The organism is Neobacillus sp. Fa239 (genome assembly GCF_055395235.1).
Map to the genome: position 1 here is coordinate 2,547,711 of NZ_AP041611.1, position 18,668 is coordinate 2,566,378.

General features: G+C 35.6%; 16 protein-coding genes and 1 pseudogene. 11 read left to right on the forward strand and 6 right to left on the reverse strand.

Annotation, left to right across the window (positions count from 1 at the left end; translation table 11 throughout):
* Window positions 1-279: 279 nt before the first annotated feature.
* Complete coding sequence (locus ACZ5XR_RS12265; RefSeq protein ID WP_464501917.1) at window positions 280-1,209, forward strand: IS110 family transposase; 930 nt, start codon at window positions 280-282, stop codon at window positions 1,207-1,209.
* Window positions 1,210-1,756: 547 nt separating this feature from the next.
* Here the strand turns inward: ACZ5XR_RS12265 and ACZ5XR_RS12270 are convergent.
* Window positions 1,757-3,451 carry a chloride channel protein gene (locus ACZ5XR_RS12270; RefSeq protein WP_464501918.1) on the reverse strand — a complete coding sequence of 565 codons (1,695 nt, stop codon included), beginning with the start codon at window positions 3,449-3,451 and terminating at the stop codon, window positions 1,757-1,759.
* A gap of 258 nt (window positions 3,452-3,709) precedes the next feature.
* Here ACZ5XR_RS12270 and ACZ5XR_RS12275 point away from each other — a divergent pair, with 258 nt between their 5' ends.
* From ACZ5XR_RS12275 to ACZ5XR_RS12300, 6 genes are all read left to right on the forward strand, one after another.
* A complete protein-coding gene (locus tag ACZ5XR_RS12275) occupies window positions 3,710-5,092 on the forward strand; it encodes a chloride channel protein (RefSeq protein ID WP_464501919.1) in 1,383 nt (460 codons plus the stop codon).
* Between the two features lie 351 nt (window positions 5,093-5,443).
* Window positions 5,444-6,544 (forward strand): lactonase family protein, encoded by a 1,101-nt coding sequence (locus ACZ5XR_RS12280; RefSeq protein ID WP_464501920.1) that lies wholly within the window; start codon window positions 5,444-5,446, stop codon window positions 6,542-6,544.
* Between the two features lie 573 nt (window positions 6,545-7,117).
* On the forward strand, window positions 7,118-7,252 hold the full coding sequence (locus tag ACZ5XR_RS12285) for a BA3454 family stress response protein (protein WP_144555969.1): 135 nt from the start codon (window positions 7,118-7,120) through the stop codon (window positions 7,250-7,252).
* Window positions 7,253-7,422: 170 nt separating this feature from the next.
* Window positions 7,423-7,581, forward strand: coding sequence for a hypothetical protein (locus tag ACZ5XR_RS12290; RefSeq protein WP_464501921.1), 159 nt, complete (start codon window positions 7,423-7,425; stop codon window positions 7,579-7,581).
* Between the two features lie 882 nt (window positions 7,582-8,463).
* Window positions 8,464-9,039, forward strand: a complete 576-nt coding sequence (locus ACZ5XR_RS12295; RefSeq protein WP_464501922.1) for a hypothetical protein — start codon at window positions 8,464-8,466, stop codon at window positions 9,037-9,039.
* Between the two features lie 26 nt (window positions 9,040-9,065).
* Window positions 9,066-9,368, forward strand: a complete 303-nt coding sequence (locus ACZ5XR_RS12300; RefSeq protein WP_464501923.1) for a restriction endonuclease — start codon at window positions 9,066-9,068, stop codon at window positions 9,366-9,368.
* 149 nt (window positions 9,369-9,517) lie between these two features.
* On the opposite strand, the gene ACZ5XR_RS12305 is transcribed toward ACZ5XR_RS12300, so the two are convergent.
* A complete protein-coding gene (locus tag ACZ5XR_RS12305) occupies window positions 9,518-9,985 on the reverse strand; it encodes a hypothetical protein (RefSeq protein ID WP_464501924.1) in 468 nt (155 codons plus the stop codon).
* Between the two features lie 300 nt (window positions 9,986-10,285).
* Between ACZ5XR_RS12305 and ACZ5XR_RS12310 the strand changes: the two genes are divergently transcribed.
* A complete protein-coding gene (locus tag ACZ5XR_RS12310; RefSeq protein WP_464501925.1) occupies window positions 10,286-10,504 on the forward strand; it encodes a hypothetical protein in 219 nt (72 codons plus the stop codon).
* A 209-nt stretch (window positions 10,505-10,713) separates the two neighbouring features.
* On the opposite strand, the gene ACZ5XR_RS12315 is transcribed toward ACZ5XR_RS12310, so the two are convergent.
* Together ACZ5XR_RS12315 and ACZ5XR_RS12320 are read right to left on the reverse strand one after the other, a co-directional pair.
* A complete protein-coding gene (locus ACZ5XR_RS12315) occupies window positions 10,714-11,073 on the reverse strand; it encodes a hypothetical protein (protein WP_464501926.1) in 360 nt (119 codons plus the stop codon).
* 163 nt (window positions 11,074-11,236) lie between these two features.
* Entirely contained in the window at window positions 11,237-11,770 is a 534-nt protein-coding gene (locus tag ACZ5XR_RS12320) for a cell division site-positioning protein MapZ family protein (protein WP_464501927.1), read from the reverse strand.
* A gap of 475 nt (window positions 11,771-12,245) precedes the next feature.
* Here ACZ5XR_RS12320 and ACZ5XR_RS12325 point away from each other — a divergent pair, with 475 nt between their 5' ends.
* The 3 genes from ACZ5XR_RS12325 to ACZ5XR_RS12335 all read left to right on the forward strand — a co-directional run bounded on the left by ACZ5XR_RS12325 (window position 12,246) and on the right by ACZ5XR_RS12335 (window position 15,432).
* Window positions 12,246-12,629 carry a DUF3870 domain-containing protein gene (locus ACZ5XR_RS12325; protein ID WP_464501928.1) on the forward strand — a complete coding sequence of 128 codons (384 nt, stop codon included), beginning with the start codon at window positions 12,246-12,248 and terminating at the stop codon, window positions 12,627-12,629.
* Window positions 12,630-12,808: 179 nt separating this feature from the next.
* A complete protein-coding gene (locus ACZ5XR_RS12330) occupies window positions 12,809-14,194 on the forward strand; it encodes a purine-cytosine permease family protein (protein ID WP_464501929.1) in 1,386 nt (461 codons plus the stop codon).
* Window positions 14,195-14,244: 50 nt separating this feature from the next.
* Entirely contained in the window at window positions 14,245-15,432 is a 1,188-nt protein-coding gene (locus tag ACZ5XR_RS12335) for an amidohydrolase (RefSeq protein ID WP_464501930.1), read from the forward strand.
* A gap of 396 nt (window positions 15,433-15,828) precedes the next feature.
* On the opposite strand, the pseudogene ACZ5XR_RS12340 reads toward ACZ5XR_RS12335, so the two are convergent.
* Together ACZ5XR_RS12340 and ACZ5XR_RS12345 are read right to left on the reverse strand one after the other, a co-directional pair.
* Window positions 15,829-16,534, reverse strand: a pseudogene (locus ACZ5XR_RS12340) (IS6 family transposase).
* A 435-nt stretch (window positions 16,535-16,969) separates the two neighbouring features.
* Window positions 16,970-17,809 (reverse strand): tyrosine-type recombinase/integrase, encoded by an 840-nt coding sequence (locus ACZ5XR_RS12345; RefSeq protein WP_464501931.1) that lies wholly within the window; start codon window positions 17,807-17,809, stop codon window positions 16,970-16,972.
* Window positions 17,810-18,668 lie beyond the last annotated feature (859 nt).

The window sequence follows — 18,668 nt, forward strand, 5'->3', positions numbered from 1 at the left end:
ACGAGCAAAAGTCCAACAAAAAGGCATCCGAATGGACACATTCGGATGCCTTTTGTCTACAATCTGGAGTCACCCTTAAGGGTGACTTTTATTTATGTAACATAATTGATGTTTTGTTACCTTGGGGGGAATTCAGATATTTTGTTTTATTGAGCTAAATGGCAGCATTCCTGTAATGAAGAAATATGAGGTTTGATTATAAAAAAGCCCCTTGGTAAGATATGAGTGTCCAAAGCTTGGCGGCAAAAAGGACACAAATACAACCAGGAGGCTATTTAAATGAATTATAACCAAAATGAAAAGATTGCTCAAATTACTTCTCAAACATTAATTATAGGTGTTGATATTGCCAAATACAAGCATGTGGCAAGAGCACAGGACTTTAGAGGTTTAGAAATTTCGGCACCATTATACTTTGAAAATACAAATTCTAACTTTAACTGTTTCATAGAGTGGATTAAAACTTTAATGGGTCAAAACAAAATGGAAAAAGTGATTGTAGGAATGGAGCCGACAGGTCATTATTGGCTGAATTTAGCTCACTTCCTTAAGGATCGTCATATTAAGTTTGTGGTCGTAAATCCTATGCATGTAAAGAAGAGTAAAGAGCTGGATGATAATTCTCCAACTAAAAATGATGTAATGGATGCAAGAGTTATTGCACAGTTGGTCAAAGACGGGAGATATGCTGAACCGAATATTCCACAAGGAGTTTATGCAGAACTTCGAGTGGCTCGAAAAATACGTGATCTCTTATCTGTTAATCTTCAGGCAGTTCAGGGGCAAATCCATAATTGGATAGACCGCTACTTTCCAGAATTCCTAACGGTATTTAAAGATTGGGAAGGTAAGTCGGCGATACAATTATTAAAACTAAATTTATTGCCACATGAGTTAGTGAATCTTTCGGAACAAGAAATATTAGTACATCTTCGGAAAGCTGTTAAACGTGCAGTAGGACTCAATAAAATAAAGGAGCTAAAGCAGGTGGCAATGCCTTTGGTCGCTAAAAATAAAGCTTTTAAAGAATTACATGAGTATTTTACAAAACGCCCAAATAATCCATTAAAAAAGATGCAATCGTTGATTGCAATATGTAACAAGCTTATACGAATTCTGTTTACCATCGGTAAAAAGCAGTGTGAATTTAGTGAAGAACGTATGTTAAGGGACATTCCTCATATGGCGGAATTACAGATAGCAGCTTAAATTTCTTTTAGTGAAATTCATTAAATAGTAGTTTTATTGTTTTAGACATTTGAAGCACAGATTAGTCAGTAAATCAACTAAAATACGGGCAAGGACCCTGTCTGGCAGCATGACTGACATCCACCTCATGGAAAGGCTGGATGAAGGAATTTTGGAGCTTAGACTCTGTGAGAAATGGGAGGGTTGACCTCCATGAGAAATGTGGAGATCTACGTGCGACCATACTTTATCTAGTTATCCAACTTTTGGATAAGGTTGGTTTGGTTAACTATAAGTTTTTTTTCACTTTGTTCCCAAAATTATCCTTTAGTACACTATAATTCCAATGTTCAATTGGACTTTAAAACAAACTACTACGAAATTTGGAGAAAACAAGAGAAATCGTGAGATTTTCCTTTCTATATAGAGGGAGTTTAGTTGAAAAAGAAAAACAGATGTCTCGAAAATGAAACATCTGAAATGGAACAACTATTAATACATGATATTGGTATCATAGGTTTATAAATAAAAACTATTTAAAACATACGAAATATTTCTAGTGGAATTTCTATTCCTTATAACATCTAATAATATCGGAACTTCCAATAACACCTATAGGTTTAAAATTATCTTCAACCACCAATAGATAGTTAAGACCTAATTTATTCATAATTTGACTTGCTTCACTAAGTGTTGCTTTTGAAGATACATGCCCAATTTTCGTTGGGAGAATACCAGTTAAAATATAACTTCCATGTTTGTGTTGGAGTTCCTCCAGTACCTGGGCTCTAGAAATGCTCCCCAATAAATTGCCTTCCATGTCACGAACGGTCGCAAACCATTCCTCACTATTTTCAAAATTTTTATAAGCTTCGTCCAAAGTCATTGTATCACGTAGACAAAGTGTTTCTGGGTGAATGGCTTCTTCTACCAAAAATGAAGAAAGACGGTCTGATGCACGTTTGCGAATAATATCAATTCCTCTTTTCGCTAATTTCATTGTATAAATACTTTCTCGGTTTATTTTCGTAGAAACCGATGTTGCAATAACAGTTGCAAGCATTAATGGTAAAATAAGCTGATAATTTCCTGTCATTTCAAATAACATAATCATGGCTGTAATCGGGGCGTGGGCGGACCCTGCAAAAACAGTAGACATACCTACCGCAGCAAACACGCCATCACTAATTTGAATATTTGGGAATATCACTTTAAATACAATCCCAACAGCACCACCAAGCATGGCACCCTGATACAACCCAGGGGCAAAGACACCTCCTGAACCTCCCGAAGCAATGGTAATTGATGTCATTAATAATTTTAGTATCAGTAAAATAAGAAGCATCCCCAAATTGAAATGAGCCAACAAGGCTTTTTCTACAGTAGGATAGCCAACTCCAAGCACTTGTGGGAAAAAGTATCCGACAGCCCCAATAAAAACACCCCCAATTGCTGGTTTAAGCCATTCGGGTAGGGTCTTTATTTTATCCCATAAGTTTTCGAAAAAAAGAAGCACCCTGCTATAGGCAACTCCATATAAACCACCTATAATGCCAAGAATAGCAAATAAAAATAATATGGGAACACCTGATACATGGTAATGAGGAACAGGAAAGGAAGCCATATTTCCAAAATAAATACGTCCAATTGCGGCAGATAGAACGGATGAGATTACAATTGCACTGACATTAGCGATAGCAAAATTACCCAATATGACTTCAAACGCAAAAAGTGCTCCACCGATAGGTGCGTTAAATGTAGCTGCTATTCCTGCTGCAGCCCCGCATGCGACCAAAGTTTTTAAATAATGATCCCTTATTCGTAGGAGCCGTCCAAATGTTGAGCCCCAAGCAGCTCCAATTTGAACAATTGGACCTTCTCTACCTACGGAACCTCCAGAGCCAATACAAATTGCGGATGCAAGAGCTTTAAAAACAACGATTCGTGGACGGATTACTCCTTTATTTTCAGTTACAGCATACATTACTTCTGGTACTCCATGACCCTTAGCCTCCCTCGCAAAAAAATGTACCAGCAACCCTACCATTAATCCACCGAAAATTGGTACAAATAGCGTTCTAATTCCGTGAAAAGAAGCAAGTTCTGTCTGATTATGTTGGAAAAATAAAAAAGTAAATTCATTGATTAGAAAGCGGAAACCAACAGCCCCGTAACCTCCCCCAATCCCAATAACTGCGGCATAAATAAGCAGTGTTGTTTGCTCGGAAAAGTTTTTACTAATCCGACGGTCAAGTAACGACATTTTTTAATACCCCCAAAATTCAAAAAATTAAATAAGTTATTCTATATTATTTAATCATTTAAAAAAATATTTTTGGTGAATTGGAATTGAGCAATTTTTTTATCAGAAATATCTATGTGACCTTATAATACGAACATGTGCAAGCTTTTTAAGATCCGGCTGCCATTTTGGCGGATATTCTTGCCAAAATCACTTGGCAGTTTGAGAATTAGACATGCCTTCTGTAAAATGCTATCTTTTCATTGAGGGGTGGTAGTATTGTCTCGCATAAGATTTGTTGAGCCACTTGTGATGATAGCTACACTCATACGGTGGTTTGTTTTAGCTACATTTACTGGAGCTATTGTGGGTACAGGAACAAGTCTATTTTTAAAGGGGCTATATTTTTCAACAGATAAAGCCTGGCAGTTGCCGTTGTGGATACATATGATTCTTTTGCCTATTGGCGGGATTTTGAATGGTCTCATTTTGTATTATGGCTATAGAAATGGATCTAAGGATAAAAAAGATTCTGTCATTGCAGCGGTTCATGAACAATCCGGTATAATGCCCTATAAGACTATCGCTATTAAACCAATTGCGGCAATTATTACACTTGCTTCAGGGGGATCTGCAGGTAAAGAAGGTCCTTGTTCTCATATTGGGGGAACACTGGCTTCTTGTTTTGGACGTTTAATCCGCTTAAATCCTGAACTCCAAAAACGTCTTGTTGCATGCGGAGTTAGCGCTGGATTTGCAAGTGTATTTGGGACGCCGATTGCAGGAGCGATTTATGGAATAGAAGTTTTAGCTATTGGACGAATTCGGCATGATTTTATATTTCCTGCAATTATTGCGGGAGTGACTTCATTTAAAGTAAGTAAATTATGGGGAATTACGTATGCTTATTATCCGATAAATATTTCCTATCCGTTTTCAGAAGGCTTATTTTTAAAAATTGTTGTAATTGGAATTATCTGTGGTCTTATTTCGTGGTTATTTATTGAATTATTTGAGGGAGTTCGCAGGCTTTTCAGTTCTATTCAGCAAAGATTTCATATATGGTCGCCAATGATGCCATTCTTAGGTGGACTCATTTTATCTATTCTTATTATGATAATACCAACGGATTATTTTAGTTTGAGCTTGCCAATTATGGACCGAGCCTTAAGCGGTGAAAGAATGTCTTATCTAGGATGGTTTTGGAAAACCCTGGTTGTTTCGATTACATTAGGTTCTGGCTTTTACGGAGGAATTGTTACGCCACAATTTGTGATTGGAGCACTAGCTGGGAATGTATTAGCAAATATTTTAGGTATCAATCCTGCTTTAGGGGCTGCAGTTGGTATGGTTTCTGTGGTTGCTGCGGCATCTAATACTCCAATCGCGGCAGTTTTTATGGGTTACGAGTTATTCGGCAGTTTAACAGGAATATATGTAGTAGGTGCCTGCATTACAGCATATATAACCATTGGACATAGAAGTGTATATCCTGACCAATTGGTAGCCTTTCCTAAATCATTGTGGATGAAACTGGTGCCTGGTATTGCTTTAGAGAAGGAAAAAATTCATGTATCTTACGGACTTTTAAAAAGGATTACCCGATGGCAATATCAGCAAAAAAGATTAAAGGTTCTTTTTAAACGTCCAAAAAAGTTATAAAAGATATTTAAGTGATGTTATACAACACACTGCAATTTAGGTATGTGTATGGTTAAGGGTGCGTTTGCGTACCGTCGCCAAATGTAAACAATTATTTTTTTATTATTGGAAAGACCTATATGTGAAAAATTTCATTTAAAATCCCATCTTCTGTGGGGCAACTCTGCTACTTGGATGGCTACCGGGAGCGTTTCTACATTAAGTAGAGACGCTTTTTCTTATTGAAGAAACGGATTAGTGGGATAAGAGGATGATAATTCATCTCTCGTTTGAACCAATTATTAATCCATTTGGAGAATTTAAATGGCAAAAGCACCATATAAAATTATGAAAGGAGGAGAGTTGCGGATTATGAACAAATATTTTCGTGGAGCTGCGAGTATGGTATATATGATGACCAATAATGAGATAATGAATCAAATCATTGCCTTTTACAGGGATATGAATGGAATGCTCACTTTTATCGGATTATACCCAACTTATGGAAAAGGTACTGGAACAAAGGAAGTTTCCACTGCAACAGTAAACGATGGTGTCGATCCCCTTACTTCACAAGGTGCCCTAACTTTGTCCCGTAATGGACGTTTCCTACTTGCAGTTAACGCAGGAAGCCATAGTATTAGCAGTTTCTTCATAACCGAAAACGGAACACCTGTCCTCGTGGATGTGAAGCCATCTGGAGGTGCTCAGCCCAACAGTGTTGATGTGTTTGGTAACCTTGTCTATGTATCCAATGTAGGGAATCCCGCAAACAATTTTACTTCCAATATCACAGGTTTTCACATTGATGATAATGGTCGCCTTACTCCTTTTCCCGGCTCCACCCACTCCCTCAGCACTTTCAATGCTCAACCGGGGCAGGTTCTTTTTACTCCTAATGGTAGTAAAATCCTTATAACCGAACTAACCTCAAACCATCTCAGTGTATTCCATGTTAATAAAAATGGTATGGTTACAGGACCAATTGTTAATAATTCTTATGGTAAAGGACCATTAGGCACTTATTTTTTATCTTCTGGAATCCTATTAGTTACAGAAGCAGATTCAAATGCGCTGTCATCTTATTTATTGAGCGATGATGGGATTCTTCATGTGATCAGCGGCTCTGTACCAAACGGATATAAAACTGCATGCTGGGTTGTACCAACAAAGGATGAACGTTTTGCATTTATTACCAACACTTTAAGTGGCACCATATCCACCTACCGAATCGAGCGCAATGGAGCGCTGTCGGTGGTAAGGCATATTACGAGTACACCCGCAGGTACAGCACCTGGTCTGCCGATGGATGTCGGAGTGAGTAAAGATGGACGGCATTTTTACACCCTTAACGGAAATCAGGGGACAGTATCAGTATTTAATATAGAAGATGATGGTAGTCTGGTTAGAGTGCAGGTTGCTGCCTGGACTAATATTCCTTATCTTGGTTCACAAGGGTTGGCTGTTCTTTAATTCTATCCATCACTATATTGAGTGAATAGACGAGGTACTAATAACAAGGCTGCCGACATACTGGTGGCTTTTTTAATAAAAAAACATAATTACCAACAAGATGTGAAGAAATCTACTTACACTAAAGGGTGCGTTAGTTTAATAAATAAGCAAGAAAACCATCTTATCTAAGGTGGTTTTTTACCTTGTGGTTATTTAATTTGAAGGATTAAAACAAAAAGGTAATTTAAGTTCTGTATCAGGAGCTAGCCTTTTTTAGTTTTTATATTTCGACATTTTTCTGCATTTCAAGAAGTGTAACAAAATATATAAGAGATTAGAATCATAAAAAGTTTGTTGATTTTATTGACTTTTCCAGTCATTACTTTTGCTAGTGAGTATATTAATTTTTGTTAAGTTGGGAATTTGTCAAATCTTGACCTTTTTTTTAGCTTTAATAACTTTCGCATTATTTGTAAAATATAAAAAAGCTAAAAAACATTCATAGGAATAACTATATGAAATTGAATTATTAGTGAAATGGAATGAATGAAAAGTTAGAATTATTAGAATTATAAGAGGGGAAAGAACAAAATGTACAAGTATACAATCTATGTAACGCATAAAGGTAAAGTTTATCAAACCAACGTAATAGCTACCAAAAACCAAACAGAAGAAGAAGTTTATCGTATAGCAAAAGAACAAGTTCTTAAACAATGGGAAAATTAAATAAGGGATCCTGGGATCAAAAGGATTTCAAATGAAACTTCCACTTGAAGAAATAGATTTTGGATAGCTTCCTTTACTTAAATATCCCGTAGCCAATAGCGGCTTTGGAGGATTTTATGAAGAACACTAATTATTTATAAATTATAATAAGAGGAGGAGTTGTTGAGTTTATGAAGAATACTAATTACCTTACTATAGAGGAGTTGGAAAGACGTATAGCTCATTTTGAGGATCGTCTTACAGATTTTATTATTACCGAGGAACAAAGAGAGTTAATAAAAGAAAGCTTAAGGGAACTAAAGAACACTAAAGAGCGCAAGGTTTCCTAAATTTTTTAAATAAAATAATACATATAAATTAAAGAGCATTATCTGTGGAAACATATATAGATTTTTATTCATTTTTCCACCATTTGGAGAGAAAAATGTATAAAGTGTTCTTATTAAGCTAACAGGGTCTTTACTACAAAAAAGATTTTCGCAAATCTTAGCCGGCTCATAAAAAAACAGGGAATGAGGATCACCTCATTCCCTGTTTAGTGTTTCAATTAATTGCTTTTACATTGCTGGTACTAAAATTGTATGAGTGCTAATGACTATTGAATACCTACTTTTTCTATAATTGGTTTAGTTATATTTACTCACGCAACTTGTAGAGAACTCAGGGATAACTAATAAAAATTTTTCCTTTCGTTGATTTACTTTGGAAAAATTCTCAATACAATACCCTTGAGGTGAGGGGAAAACATGCCATCAATCATTATAAGGATTAACCCAATGCTTTAGATAACACTATTGATTCGCATTAGTTATCTCCTATTGATACCGCTAAAGCTAAATCTTTTCTTATCATGTCATCAATTCCCCCATAAATTAATTCCATCCTTGATATTCTGCTCAATTTCTTCAATTTGTTTTAATTGCTTGCTAATTGTATTCCATATCTCGCTGGTAAGATGTCTTATAATGAATTGGTGAATTATCTAAGAATTAGCTGCAAATGTCCATCCTCCACCAATGCTAGATAAACATACTACGATTGCTACGATTAATTTCTTTTTCATTTGTCTTTCCTCCTATTAGGATGTGATATCAACCGATTAACCAATATTTGCCGAATAATTTCAAACTTCTTATGACTAAAAATATAAAAATTTACTGTCATTTGGATTGGCTAAAAATGGTAATATTAATTAGGGAGGATTGGTAAAAATGGGATTTTATCATCGAAATCGGAGTTATAAAAAGAAAACCAATAATTATGTTCAACCATCAAGAAAATTACAAATGTATTGTCCCGAACATGGTGAGCTGGTTGGTTACAGTAATTCATACGATTCGGCAGTATATGAATCTTTTAATATGGAAAAAAATAGAGTCGAATTGAATTGTAATAAATGCTTAGAAGAGAAAATCAAACCTGCACAGGAAATTTATTATTCAAAATATAATGAAGCAAACAATCAGGCTTATAATAAATATGGAAAAACAGGAAAATTTTGTGAGAAAATTAATCTCATTTGTTATAACCTTGGTATTTGGGGATATATATTTTTCTTGTTTTTATGGGGCTGGCTCGAAGCATTAGTGCCAAGTGGAATCATAATTGTTGTTGGTTATTTGGTTGGAAATAAAGGTGATTCATTAAAAAAACAATATATTGATCATAGAACAGAATTAACAAAAGATTTAAATTATGTACAAAGTGCAGAAGAGATTGTAAATAATGAATCATCAATCGTTTCAAGTTGGAGAATGGAACAAGCACGAATAAAAAAAAAAAATTGAGCTATTCATTTGAAGAAATTGATAAAATGCCAGGAGTACAATTTGAAAATTTCGTACAAAATTTACTTGAAAAAAGCGGTTATGACAATGTTCAAACCACCAAGGCTTCTGGTGATGAATGCGTAGACATAACTGCAAAGAAAAACGGTAAAAAAATAGCGATACAATGTAAGAGGTACAAAGCCAAAATTTCAAATAAAGCAGTCCAGGAAGTTTTTTCTGGAAAGTTTGTTTATAAATGTGATGAAGCATATGTAATTACAAATTCATATTTTACCGAAAACGCTATAGTGTTAGCTAAAAGGCATAATGTGAAATTGATTGATTGAGACCAACTATTTGATATGTTGGAAGAAGTCAGCGAAAGCATGCAGCAAGGCAACAAGGAATATCAAGCTGAATTTTAATTTGATACGATTTAAAAACCTTTTTATAAAATGAAAGAACCACCAGCCAATCCGGCTGGTGGTTCTGTTGATTATGATTTCATATTAATTTTAAGTTCCTCTGGGTCATGTTCATCAATCACAAATGATAAATAATCATTTTCAAATTCAATCAAATATTCAACTTCTGTTGTAGCAGTTGTACAATCATTTGGCTCAAGACGAATTTGAATGTAATTATTTATTTGAAGAAATGCGCCATCAACAAATTCAGTATGACAAATATGTTCCGCACCAAAAGAAATCTTTTGTCCCATTACCAAGCATTTTATTTTTTTCGGCTGGTTTATAAGAGTTCCAGTAAAAAGGTTCCACTTTCTTTTTGAAATCACCACCCATAACTCTTCACAGCCATATCCTCCTTCCAATGAATCGGTTACAAAATTCAATTTGACCTGATCACCTTTTTTTAATTCGCGGATCACCAACTCACTGGGAACAAAAGTGGTGTTGGGCTTTTTTTCCTTCAATTTAACAACATTCACTAGTTTGAAGCTCAATTTTATCCCTCCAGTAGTCAAATGGAACTGTTAATAAAATTTTCGCTTCATTATAAACAATGAATTCCAATTTTCAATGGAGAAACTAGAAATTTTAAAAAATTTCCATTTGTGAATTTACAGGATGTTACAAGTGATTAAGTGTTCTAGTTGAACAGGCTTTGGATAAAAGAATAGAACGCACTCGAACTAAACAAAAAACAGCAACGGTTTCAACAATCGGTAGCAGGTTACTTGAGGAAGGATTTATAATTATCGGCATTGAATATTACGATTGTTATCGTCAAATGAGGTGATTTGGTGACACAAGAACGCAAAGAAATAATAACTTTGAGGATAAATCAAGACAAGGAAGATGAAAGTCTTATTATTGTAAGTTTATTTAGGAACAAAGAGATTGGAATTGCTGTGTCGGAGTTACAAAATGGAGACACAGAAATATGGTTAAATTTAGATTATGCTAAAAAAATTTCTCAGGCTTTGAATCAAGCAATAAAGCAAATTGAAGAGAATTATTAAGGTTTCCTAATTCCGCTAACAGGGCCGATTCATGAAGAGCAAGCTGCCAAAAACGGCAGCCATTCATATTGAAGTTAAATGATTAGGAGCATCGCGCTTGCTGAAGGATAAAGAGGAAGTGAGAGAATTGATGCAAAAACAGGACAAATGATTGCCCTGTTTTTGGAAGATAACGATTTTGATTAGCGCAGCGGTGGGTTTCAATATTTCTAGTGAACCACCCTGAACTTTGTGGTGGCGGTGTGACCTTTGCATATCACGGTGACAGGAACAGTACCGATCGTCGTGTTTCTGCCCACATGCCACGACCAAGAGACATACCCTTTAGAATTAGAGCGCTTGGGTCCTAAACCCTTCGCTTTGCTTAGACCACTTTTGTAATGAACGGCTATGTACGCGGTTGAATTCGGCGAAACTTTTGCTGTTAACGTCTCCGTACTGTTTCTTGCAGCCGGGTTTTTAATTTGGACATACGTCTGATGCGTCGCTGCCGAAACTTCTAAGTTCGGGCCGCTGATTTCTGTTATCAAGGAAATCGACAATAAGAGGGCACTTACCCACTTTTTCATTTTATTTCCTCCCTTTTATTCATACAGATTCTATTATATCAACGGTAACAGAATTGCGTCTATCAAGAGTACTAAGAAGCTAAAATCATTGTATTAGTTAGAACGTTCTTCATTGATTTTACACTCCTTCATTTATATGGTGTTAAATAGCACAAATTAAAAATTAGCCGTGATACCAACCAGTTTTGCAGTTAATCGTGACAAGCTCAAACCATTTGCCTTTTCCATTTTGCTGTACATACATCGTGTAAAAGCCTGGATGTCCATGAGTGCTGGAGCCAGCCAATTTCACTAATTTTATCTTATCGTGTTTTGTAACATAATGATTGGCATAAACACTTTTAATCACAGCAGATTCTACTCCGGGTGCCCAATTATATGGACTGGTAAACTTTAGGTCGTCCGTTTTGACATAAGCAAATTTGCCGTTGTATTTTATTTTGGAGAAGCCATATTGCTGATAAGAATACCAGTTTCCTTGATCCTTACCAACGGGAACACCACCATATATGTACACGGTTGTACCCGTTTTAATTTTCCCCAATGTTTTATACGATGAGCCTGGAGAGGATTTAACATAAAGAGTTTTTGCTGCGTAGGCTTTGTCATAGCTTGCGGCTTGAGCTTCAGTCGAGTTAAATGCTAAGAATAGTGTGAGCAAACAAACACTTACAAAAAGCGAAGTTATTTTTTTCATTTTTGATACTCCTTATCTATTAAATTATGAAAAATATTCCATTTCAGTATATCATAAGTAACGCCGACTCATGGGATATTTTTCTTATCTCATTTATCATGAAAAAATTTAACCATTAATAAGAGTTGGATATGTTTCTGGAAATTTCGATTTCTTATTAAAAGATGATTAGAAACACTTTTAAATTATCATATTCGCTGTTAAATCATATTGACTTTGTATTTTAACAATGATATTATTAATTTCAGAATATTTGGTTTGCTGATTTGTCATTCCCATAAGGTAGCCCCTTATGATAGCGATGGCGGATTCCCAGTAATTTATTTGGGGATTTGCCATCGCTTTTTGTTTTTTCTTACTAGGATGTGGTTTTTTCAATATTGGGCTTTTAACGTTGCCGATTGATAAAATTCCTTACTAGCATGTTTGTAAGCTCTTTAAATTATTATTAATACCATTAGGAGGAGAAAGTCAAATGGACCAAAATAACTATTATTCTATTGTGTGTGTAGGCCACGCTCGGCTTCCGGAAGGTGTTCCAGGGAAAGAAATGATTGGTGTTATATCTATCGGATTAGAGATTGACCCTTCAGGTGAAATCATTGATGCATCAAGCACTCTTGTAACAGAGAAAGGGAGAGAATTCATTGCTTCATTATTAATAGGTCACAATATTTTAAATGACGGGATAGATGCTCCTATATTAAGTATTGAACGTCGATACTTTGCTACTGGGAAAAAGTCTATAATTTCGGCTGTCCGCGATGCATATAAAAGGTTTCAAGAATATAGGTTATCAATTTCCGAAAGCTCAACTTCACTTAATGAAACCTCAAATTTAAAAGTGATGAAGAAATAAAGTAAGTTTATTGTTGATAATTTTAGTGCGATTTCAAGACTGATAGCGGTATATTTCCATTAAAATATAGGAATAAAGAACACTTATACAGATATTAATGATCTGGTACAGAGTTATTGAGAGGTACTAAGTTTATACAATGATCAAAATTCTTTAGAGAGATGAGAGGAGTAAAAAGTATGAAAGTAGAAAAACATAGCATTGACTTTATTCCTGAAAATGAGCGGTATGGAAATCCTAAAAGTTTATTTACTATTTGGTTTAGCCAAAATATGCAAATTGTTTCCCTAGTAGTAGGAGCATTAGCAGTGGTTTTGGGATTAAATCTATTTTGGAGCATAGTAGCAATTGTTATCGGCAACCTAATTGGCGCGGTTTTTATGGCTTATCATTCTGCACAAGGTCCCCAATTGGGTATTCCCCAAATGATCCAAAGTCGTGCCCAATTTGGTGTAATAGGAGCTATTCTCCCTCTCGTCCTAGTGCTGATTATGTACATTGGGTTTTCTTCAACTGGAGCAGTGCTTAATGCTCAAGCCGTTACACACATTTTACCCATGCCATTATCACTCGCAATTGTGATTAGCAATTGTATCGCCTTTGTGATTGCTCTTTATGGATATAAACTGATTCATGCTATAAATCGGTATCTTTCGATTGTCTTTACTGTTGTGTTTTTTGTAGTTACATGCTTAGCATTGAAAATGCATATGCCAGCTCATAGTTGGTCACTTGGTCATTTTAATGCTGCAAATTTTCTATTAGTAGTCAGCATAATGGCAACATGGCAGCTTACTTATGCTCCATATGTTGCTGATTATTCCCGTTATTTACCAAAAGACACACCCGTCGGAAAGACATTTTTTTATACTTATGCTGGGACTGTAATTAGTAGTATTTGGATGATGTCCCTTGGAGCGTTATTGGCAGTTTTAATTCCAAACTTTTCGGATGAACCAACGAAAGGACTTTCGATGGTTGTCGGTTCCCATTTCTCAATTGTAATTAATGTGATAATCATTCTTGGTACTATTTCTGCTACTCCGATCGGTTTCTATGGAGCTTTCATGTCTCTAATAAGTACGTTGGAGCCCTTTACTAAACTTCGCGGAACACCAAAAGTTCGATTTTGGCTGATGCTATGTGTAGTAGTTGTTTGTACAGCAATTCCAATCTGGGCACAAAGCAATTTTTTGCATAACTTTTCAAATTTCTTGACTCTACTAATGTATTTTATGGTGCCGTGGACAGCAATTAATCTAATAGACTTTTATTTCTTGCGTAAAAGTGAATACGACGTTAAAGATATATTTGACGTCAACGGTCAGTACGGCAGATTTAATTGGATTGCAATCACTTCTTATATTGTCGGTTCTCTTGTGGAAGTACCGTTCGCCAACACTTCAATTTTTGTAGGACCGATTGCTAAGGCAATGGGCGGAGCGGATGTGGCTTGGATTGTGGGTTTAATAATCTCATCGATTCTTTACTACTATCCAATGAAACGTTTGTTGAAAAACCAAAAAGATATCGTTCATCAAATTGGATCAGAAATAGGACAATAAAAAGAGGGAAATTGTTCTTTACTAGAGATTTGAATACGGAAGGAGTACTTATGAAAACGGAAACAATGCAAACACTAAGTGACCTTGTTAACCACGTGAAATATGATGTGGTCAAATGGAGACGTTTTCTTCATCAAAATCCAGAGTTATCTTTCCATGAAGAAAAAACGTCTAAGTTCGTTTATGATACACTTCAGTCGTTCGGTGGATTAGAGGTTTCTCGACCAACCAAAACTAGTGTAATGGCTCGTCTGATTGGGAAACGACCTGGGAAAATCTTGGCCATCCGGGCTGATATGGATGCACTGCCTATCCAAGAAGAAAATACGTTTGAATTTGTTTCGAAAATCCCTGGTATTATGCATGCCTGTGGACATGATGGGCATACGGCCATATTATTAGGAACTGCGAAAATTCTTGCAAGTCTATCAGAGCGAATCATGGGTGAGGTACGTTTTCTGTTCCAACATGCCGAGGAATCACATCCGGGAGGTGCCCAGGAGATGGTAACTACAGGAGTAATGGAGGGTGTAGATTACATCATCGGACTTCACCTTTTACCTCAACTTGAGGTCGGTAAAATTGGAATCATTTATGGTCCTATGACAGCTTCATCGGATAATTTTATATGCACTATCCATGGCAAAGGCGGGCATGCAGCGTTACCTCATCAGACTATTGATAGCATTGCCATTGCCACACAAGTTGTTTCAAACATACAGCACATTATCTCAAGGGGGACTGACCCTCTTGAAAACGCTGTTATTTCAGTTACTCAGATTAATGGAGGCACAAATCTCAATGTACTACCCAAATCAGTTCAGATAGGTGGTTCAATACGATTATTAAATCCTGATTTACGTAAAGTTATGAAGGTAAAATTGGAAAAATTGATTAAAGGTATCACGGAAGCACACGGTGCAACATATGAGTTTAAATATATTTTTGGATATGCCCCTGTTGTTAACGACGAACATGTAACGAAAGTAATTGAGGAAACAATATGTGAAGTGTTTGGTCATGAAGCCCTTGAGCATAGAAGGCCGATTATGGCTAGTGATGACTTCTCTGCTTTTCAACAAAAAACACCGGGAACGTACTTCTGGGTGGGTGCGGGAAATGAAAAGAAAGGAATAGTCAATCCACTCCATCATCCTCAGTTTACAATTGATGAGGATGCATTAGAAAAAGGGGTTGAAATGTTCATTCATACCGCATTTAAATTACTTGAACATTAATAGTCTTCTTCGGACCAATTGGAAGGTGTTATGCTACACACGAAAAGGACAAACGGGTCTCGTTAATTCAACAAGCTAAAGGCAGCAATTATGAACAATATCTTGATCTTCAGCAATCGGTCGCTATTGTTAGGATCGAAGGTAGAAAATGATCAAACTTTTTTATAAAACCGAAACTTAAATATGCTTAAGAAGAATCCATTTTGATCAATCTTTTTTTCAAAATGGATTTTTCTTATTTACCGTAAAATACGGGTTTGTGTGGGTATATTTGATCAAACTTTATTTCAAAGCAACATTTGAGGAAAATAATATAATCTATCTAAAATAAACGGTTCTGGTGCGAAAATAAAATAAAAAAGAATAAAACGTATCTATTCCTAACGGACTCGTCCCTTATGCTGCAAGTCTGAACAATTGATGTATGAATTCTTTCTGATTTTGGACAGACTGATCCCGTAAATCAATCTGTTCTTTTTTTATCATATGCATAGCTTCTATTCCTGAAAGAATGGACGTAGCTGTCTCAAAAGATTTAAACCCTAACATAGAACTGACTCGTTTTTTAAGGAACCGATGATCCTGTTCTACGATGTTGTTTAGGTATTTTATTCGCCTTATTTGGATGCCTTCTAGTATCTGTTTTTCTTCTTTTAACTCCTGAATGGCTACAGGATAGGCTGGGTTTTTTCTACCGTTATGACACGCGGTCTTGAAACATGCGAAAAATTCAAGGCTTTCTTAAGAAAGCGCTTGGCTACTTGTTTATCTCTTGATTCACTTAGATAAAAATCAAGAGTGTTTCCTTCGGAATCTACTGCACGATACAAGTACATCCATTGTCTTTTACCTTGATATAGGTCTCATCTACTCGCCAAGAATCGTTTGTTTTCTTAAGGTGAAAGCGAACTCTCTTATCTAATTCAGGTCCATATTGATGGACCCAACGTATGATCGTGGTGTGAGCCATGGATAAGCCACATTCCTCCATCATTTCGACTAAATCACGAAAACTGAGGCCATATCGAAGGTACCATCTAACCGTTAACAAAATAATGTCAGGCTGATAATGTTTCCATTTGAATTCTACTAGCTTTTTCATACTGATACACATCCTTTATTAGATTAATAGTGTCAGTATATCCAAGTTTAAGAAATTACTTACGGATCATTGTTTTTGCACCAGAGCCCTTATTATTGTATTTTTCGTGTATTTTGAATTTTCCTTAGGGACTTTTTTACGATTTATTTACTCAAATTTAGGTAACATCGAAAATATCGATAAATATGGCTGGATGGTGCAATTAGCGATTCTAATTTTATTTTTTGTTCTATATTTTAATCATTTGCAGTTTACTATGTGATGGTCTACTTGGTTTATTGGGAAAAGTCGAAAAAAACTCCAAAAAAAAGTATCAAAAATACTTATAATCATTTCAATAATATTATTGGTACTACCTCCGATACTAAGTCTCTTCCTTCATAACGGGTAGCAATAGTGTAATAAAGCAACGCGATTGCGTTGCTTATTTTAATGTTAAAAATATTTCCTATATAATTCCTGCCTGATACTCCCGCTTAGCTGGGCATATATCCGGGTCGTTTCACTTTTTTCATGACCTAATAAGCTTTGAATAACATCATGAGGAGCTCCATTATTCAATAGGTGGGTAGCATAGCTGTGCCTAAGTTGGTGTGGATGAATATCTTTGCTGATGCTGGCGCGATTGGAAATGCGTTTAATAATGTAACGCATCTGGGCGATGCTCATTCGATGGGGATCACGTTCAGTGACAAAAATAGCAGGATCCCGGTCTAAACGATTATCCAGATATCGTTTTAACCAAATTTCACTGCGGATATTAAAATAGACTTCACGTTCCTTATCGCCTTTACATCTTATGACGGCGGAACGGTTTGACCAATTAATCCTGTTTCTATCTAAGGAAACAATTTCTCCTATTCGGCATCCGGTGGAAAACATAAATTCAAACAAAGCTTTTTCCATAGGGCTGTAACAGGCTTCACGTAAATGTTCAATTTCCATTTCGTTCAAAAATTTAGGGATTCGTTTTCCGGTTTTAGGCTCTTTTATTTTAGCAGCAGGATTTTTCGGGATATGTCCTTCTTCATGAGACCATCGAAATAATGATTTCATAAAACGAATTCGATGAGCCAAACTAGCAGGCTTGAGGCTTTCACTTGATTTTGCTAAATAAGCTTTTAATTGATCCGTAGTGATCGTATCAAGTTGAACATCATTAAAAAAGCGTATAAGTAAGCTGGACTGTAGTTTATATGCTTTTAATTTTTGCGGAGAAAAACCTTCAATACGTTTATCAGATTCATACGTGTCCCAAACTTGAGATAAGAACAAGTTCATCTCTCCCAAAAAATTCTTTTTTTCAGGAATTATTGACCTGTTTCACGAAATTGAAACGGTGGTTCTTATTCAGCTAAAGGACAGTTTAATGGAATAAGGAGTTTTACCATAACTAGCTTAATAACATGAAGGATTATCATATGGGGAATATAAATTTATTCCTTTTTTGAAGTATTTTAGCAGTATAATAGTATTGGTATTTCTACAAATGTTTACAAAAAGGGGACAATTTATGAAGAAATTAACCTACTTATTTATGGCGTTTTTATTAGTTTTCCTTTCAGCTTGTTCATCAAATGAAGCAACTAGCAAAGAGGAAAATGCCAAAAAAATAAAACTCAAGAAGTAAGCAACAAGAAAGCAGCCACTGTTGAAAGCAAAAAAAGTACACCTGACGATGAAGCGGAAAAGACGACTAGTGAAAGCGTAGTCAGTCCGAGCGTTCCTGCCACTAGTACACCAACGATAACAAGTGTTAATGGTGACTTTGACTACAGTAAATATACACTAATTGTAGTAGATGGCGGAGATTACACTAAAAAATAATTAGAAATAGTTTTCTTAATGGAATTTTCTTAGGAGTTTATTCAGCGATTGTAATGTATTATGAGCTTCGAATTACATTTATTCAGTCCCTATTTGTAATAATTGCTTCAATATTTGGATATGGAACTACAGCTTCAATTTATCGTACAAGGAAAGTATTTGGAAGGAAAGAGAGTAGATACAGTATGAAACTAAGAAATGGTGAGCATATCGTTTACAAAAATAAAGTTCATGAAGGTTATTATTCTTTTGAAAAAGGATTTGTAATTCGTTCATATGATGCTACATCTACACAATCTACCGTAAG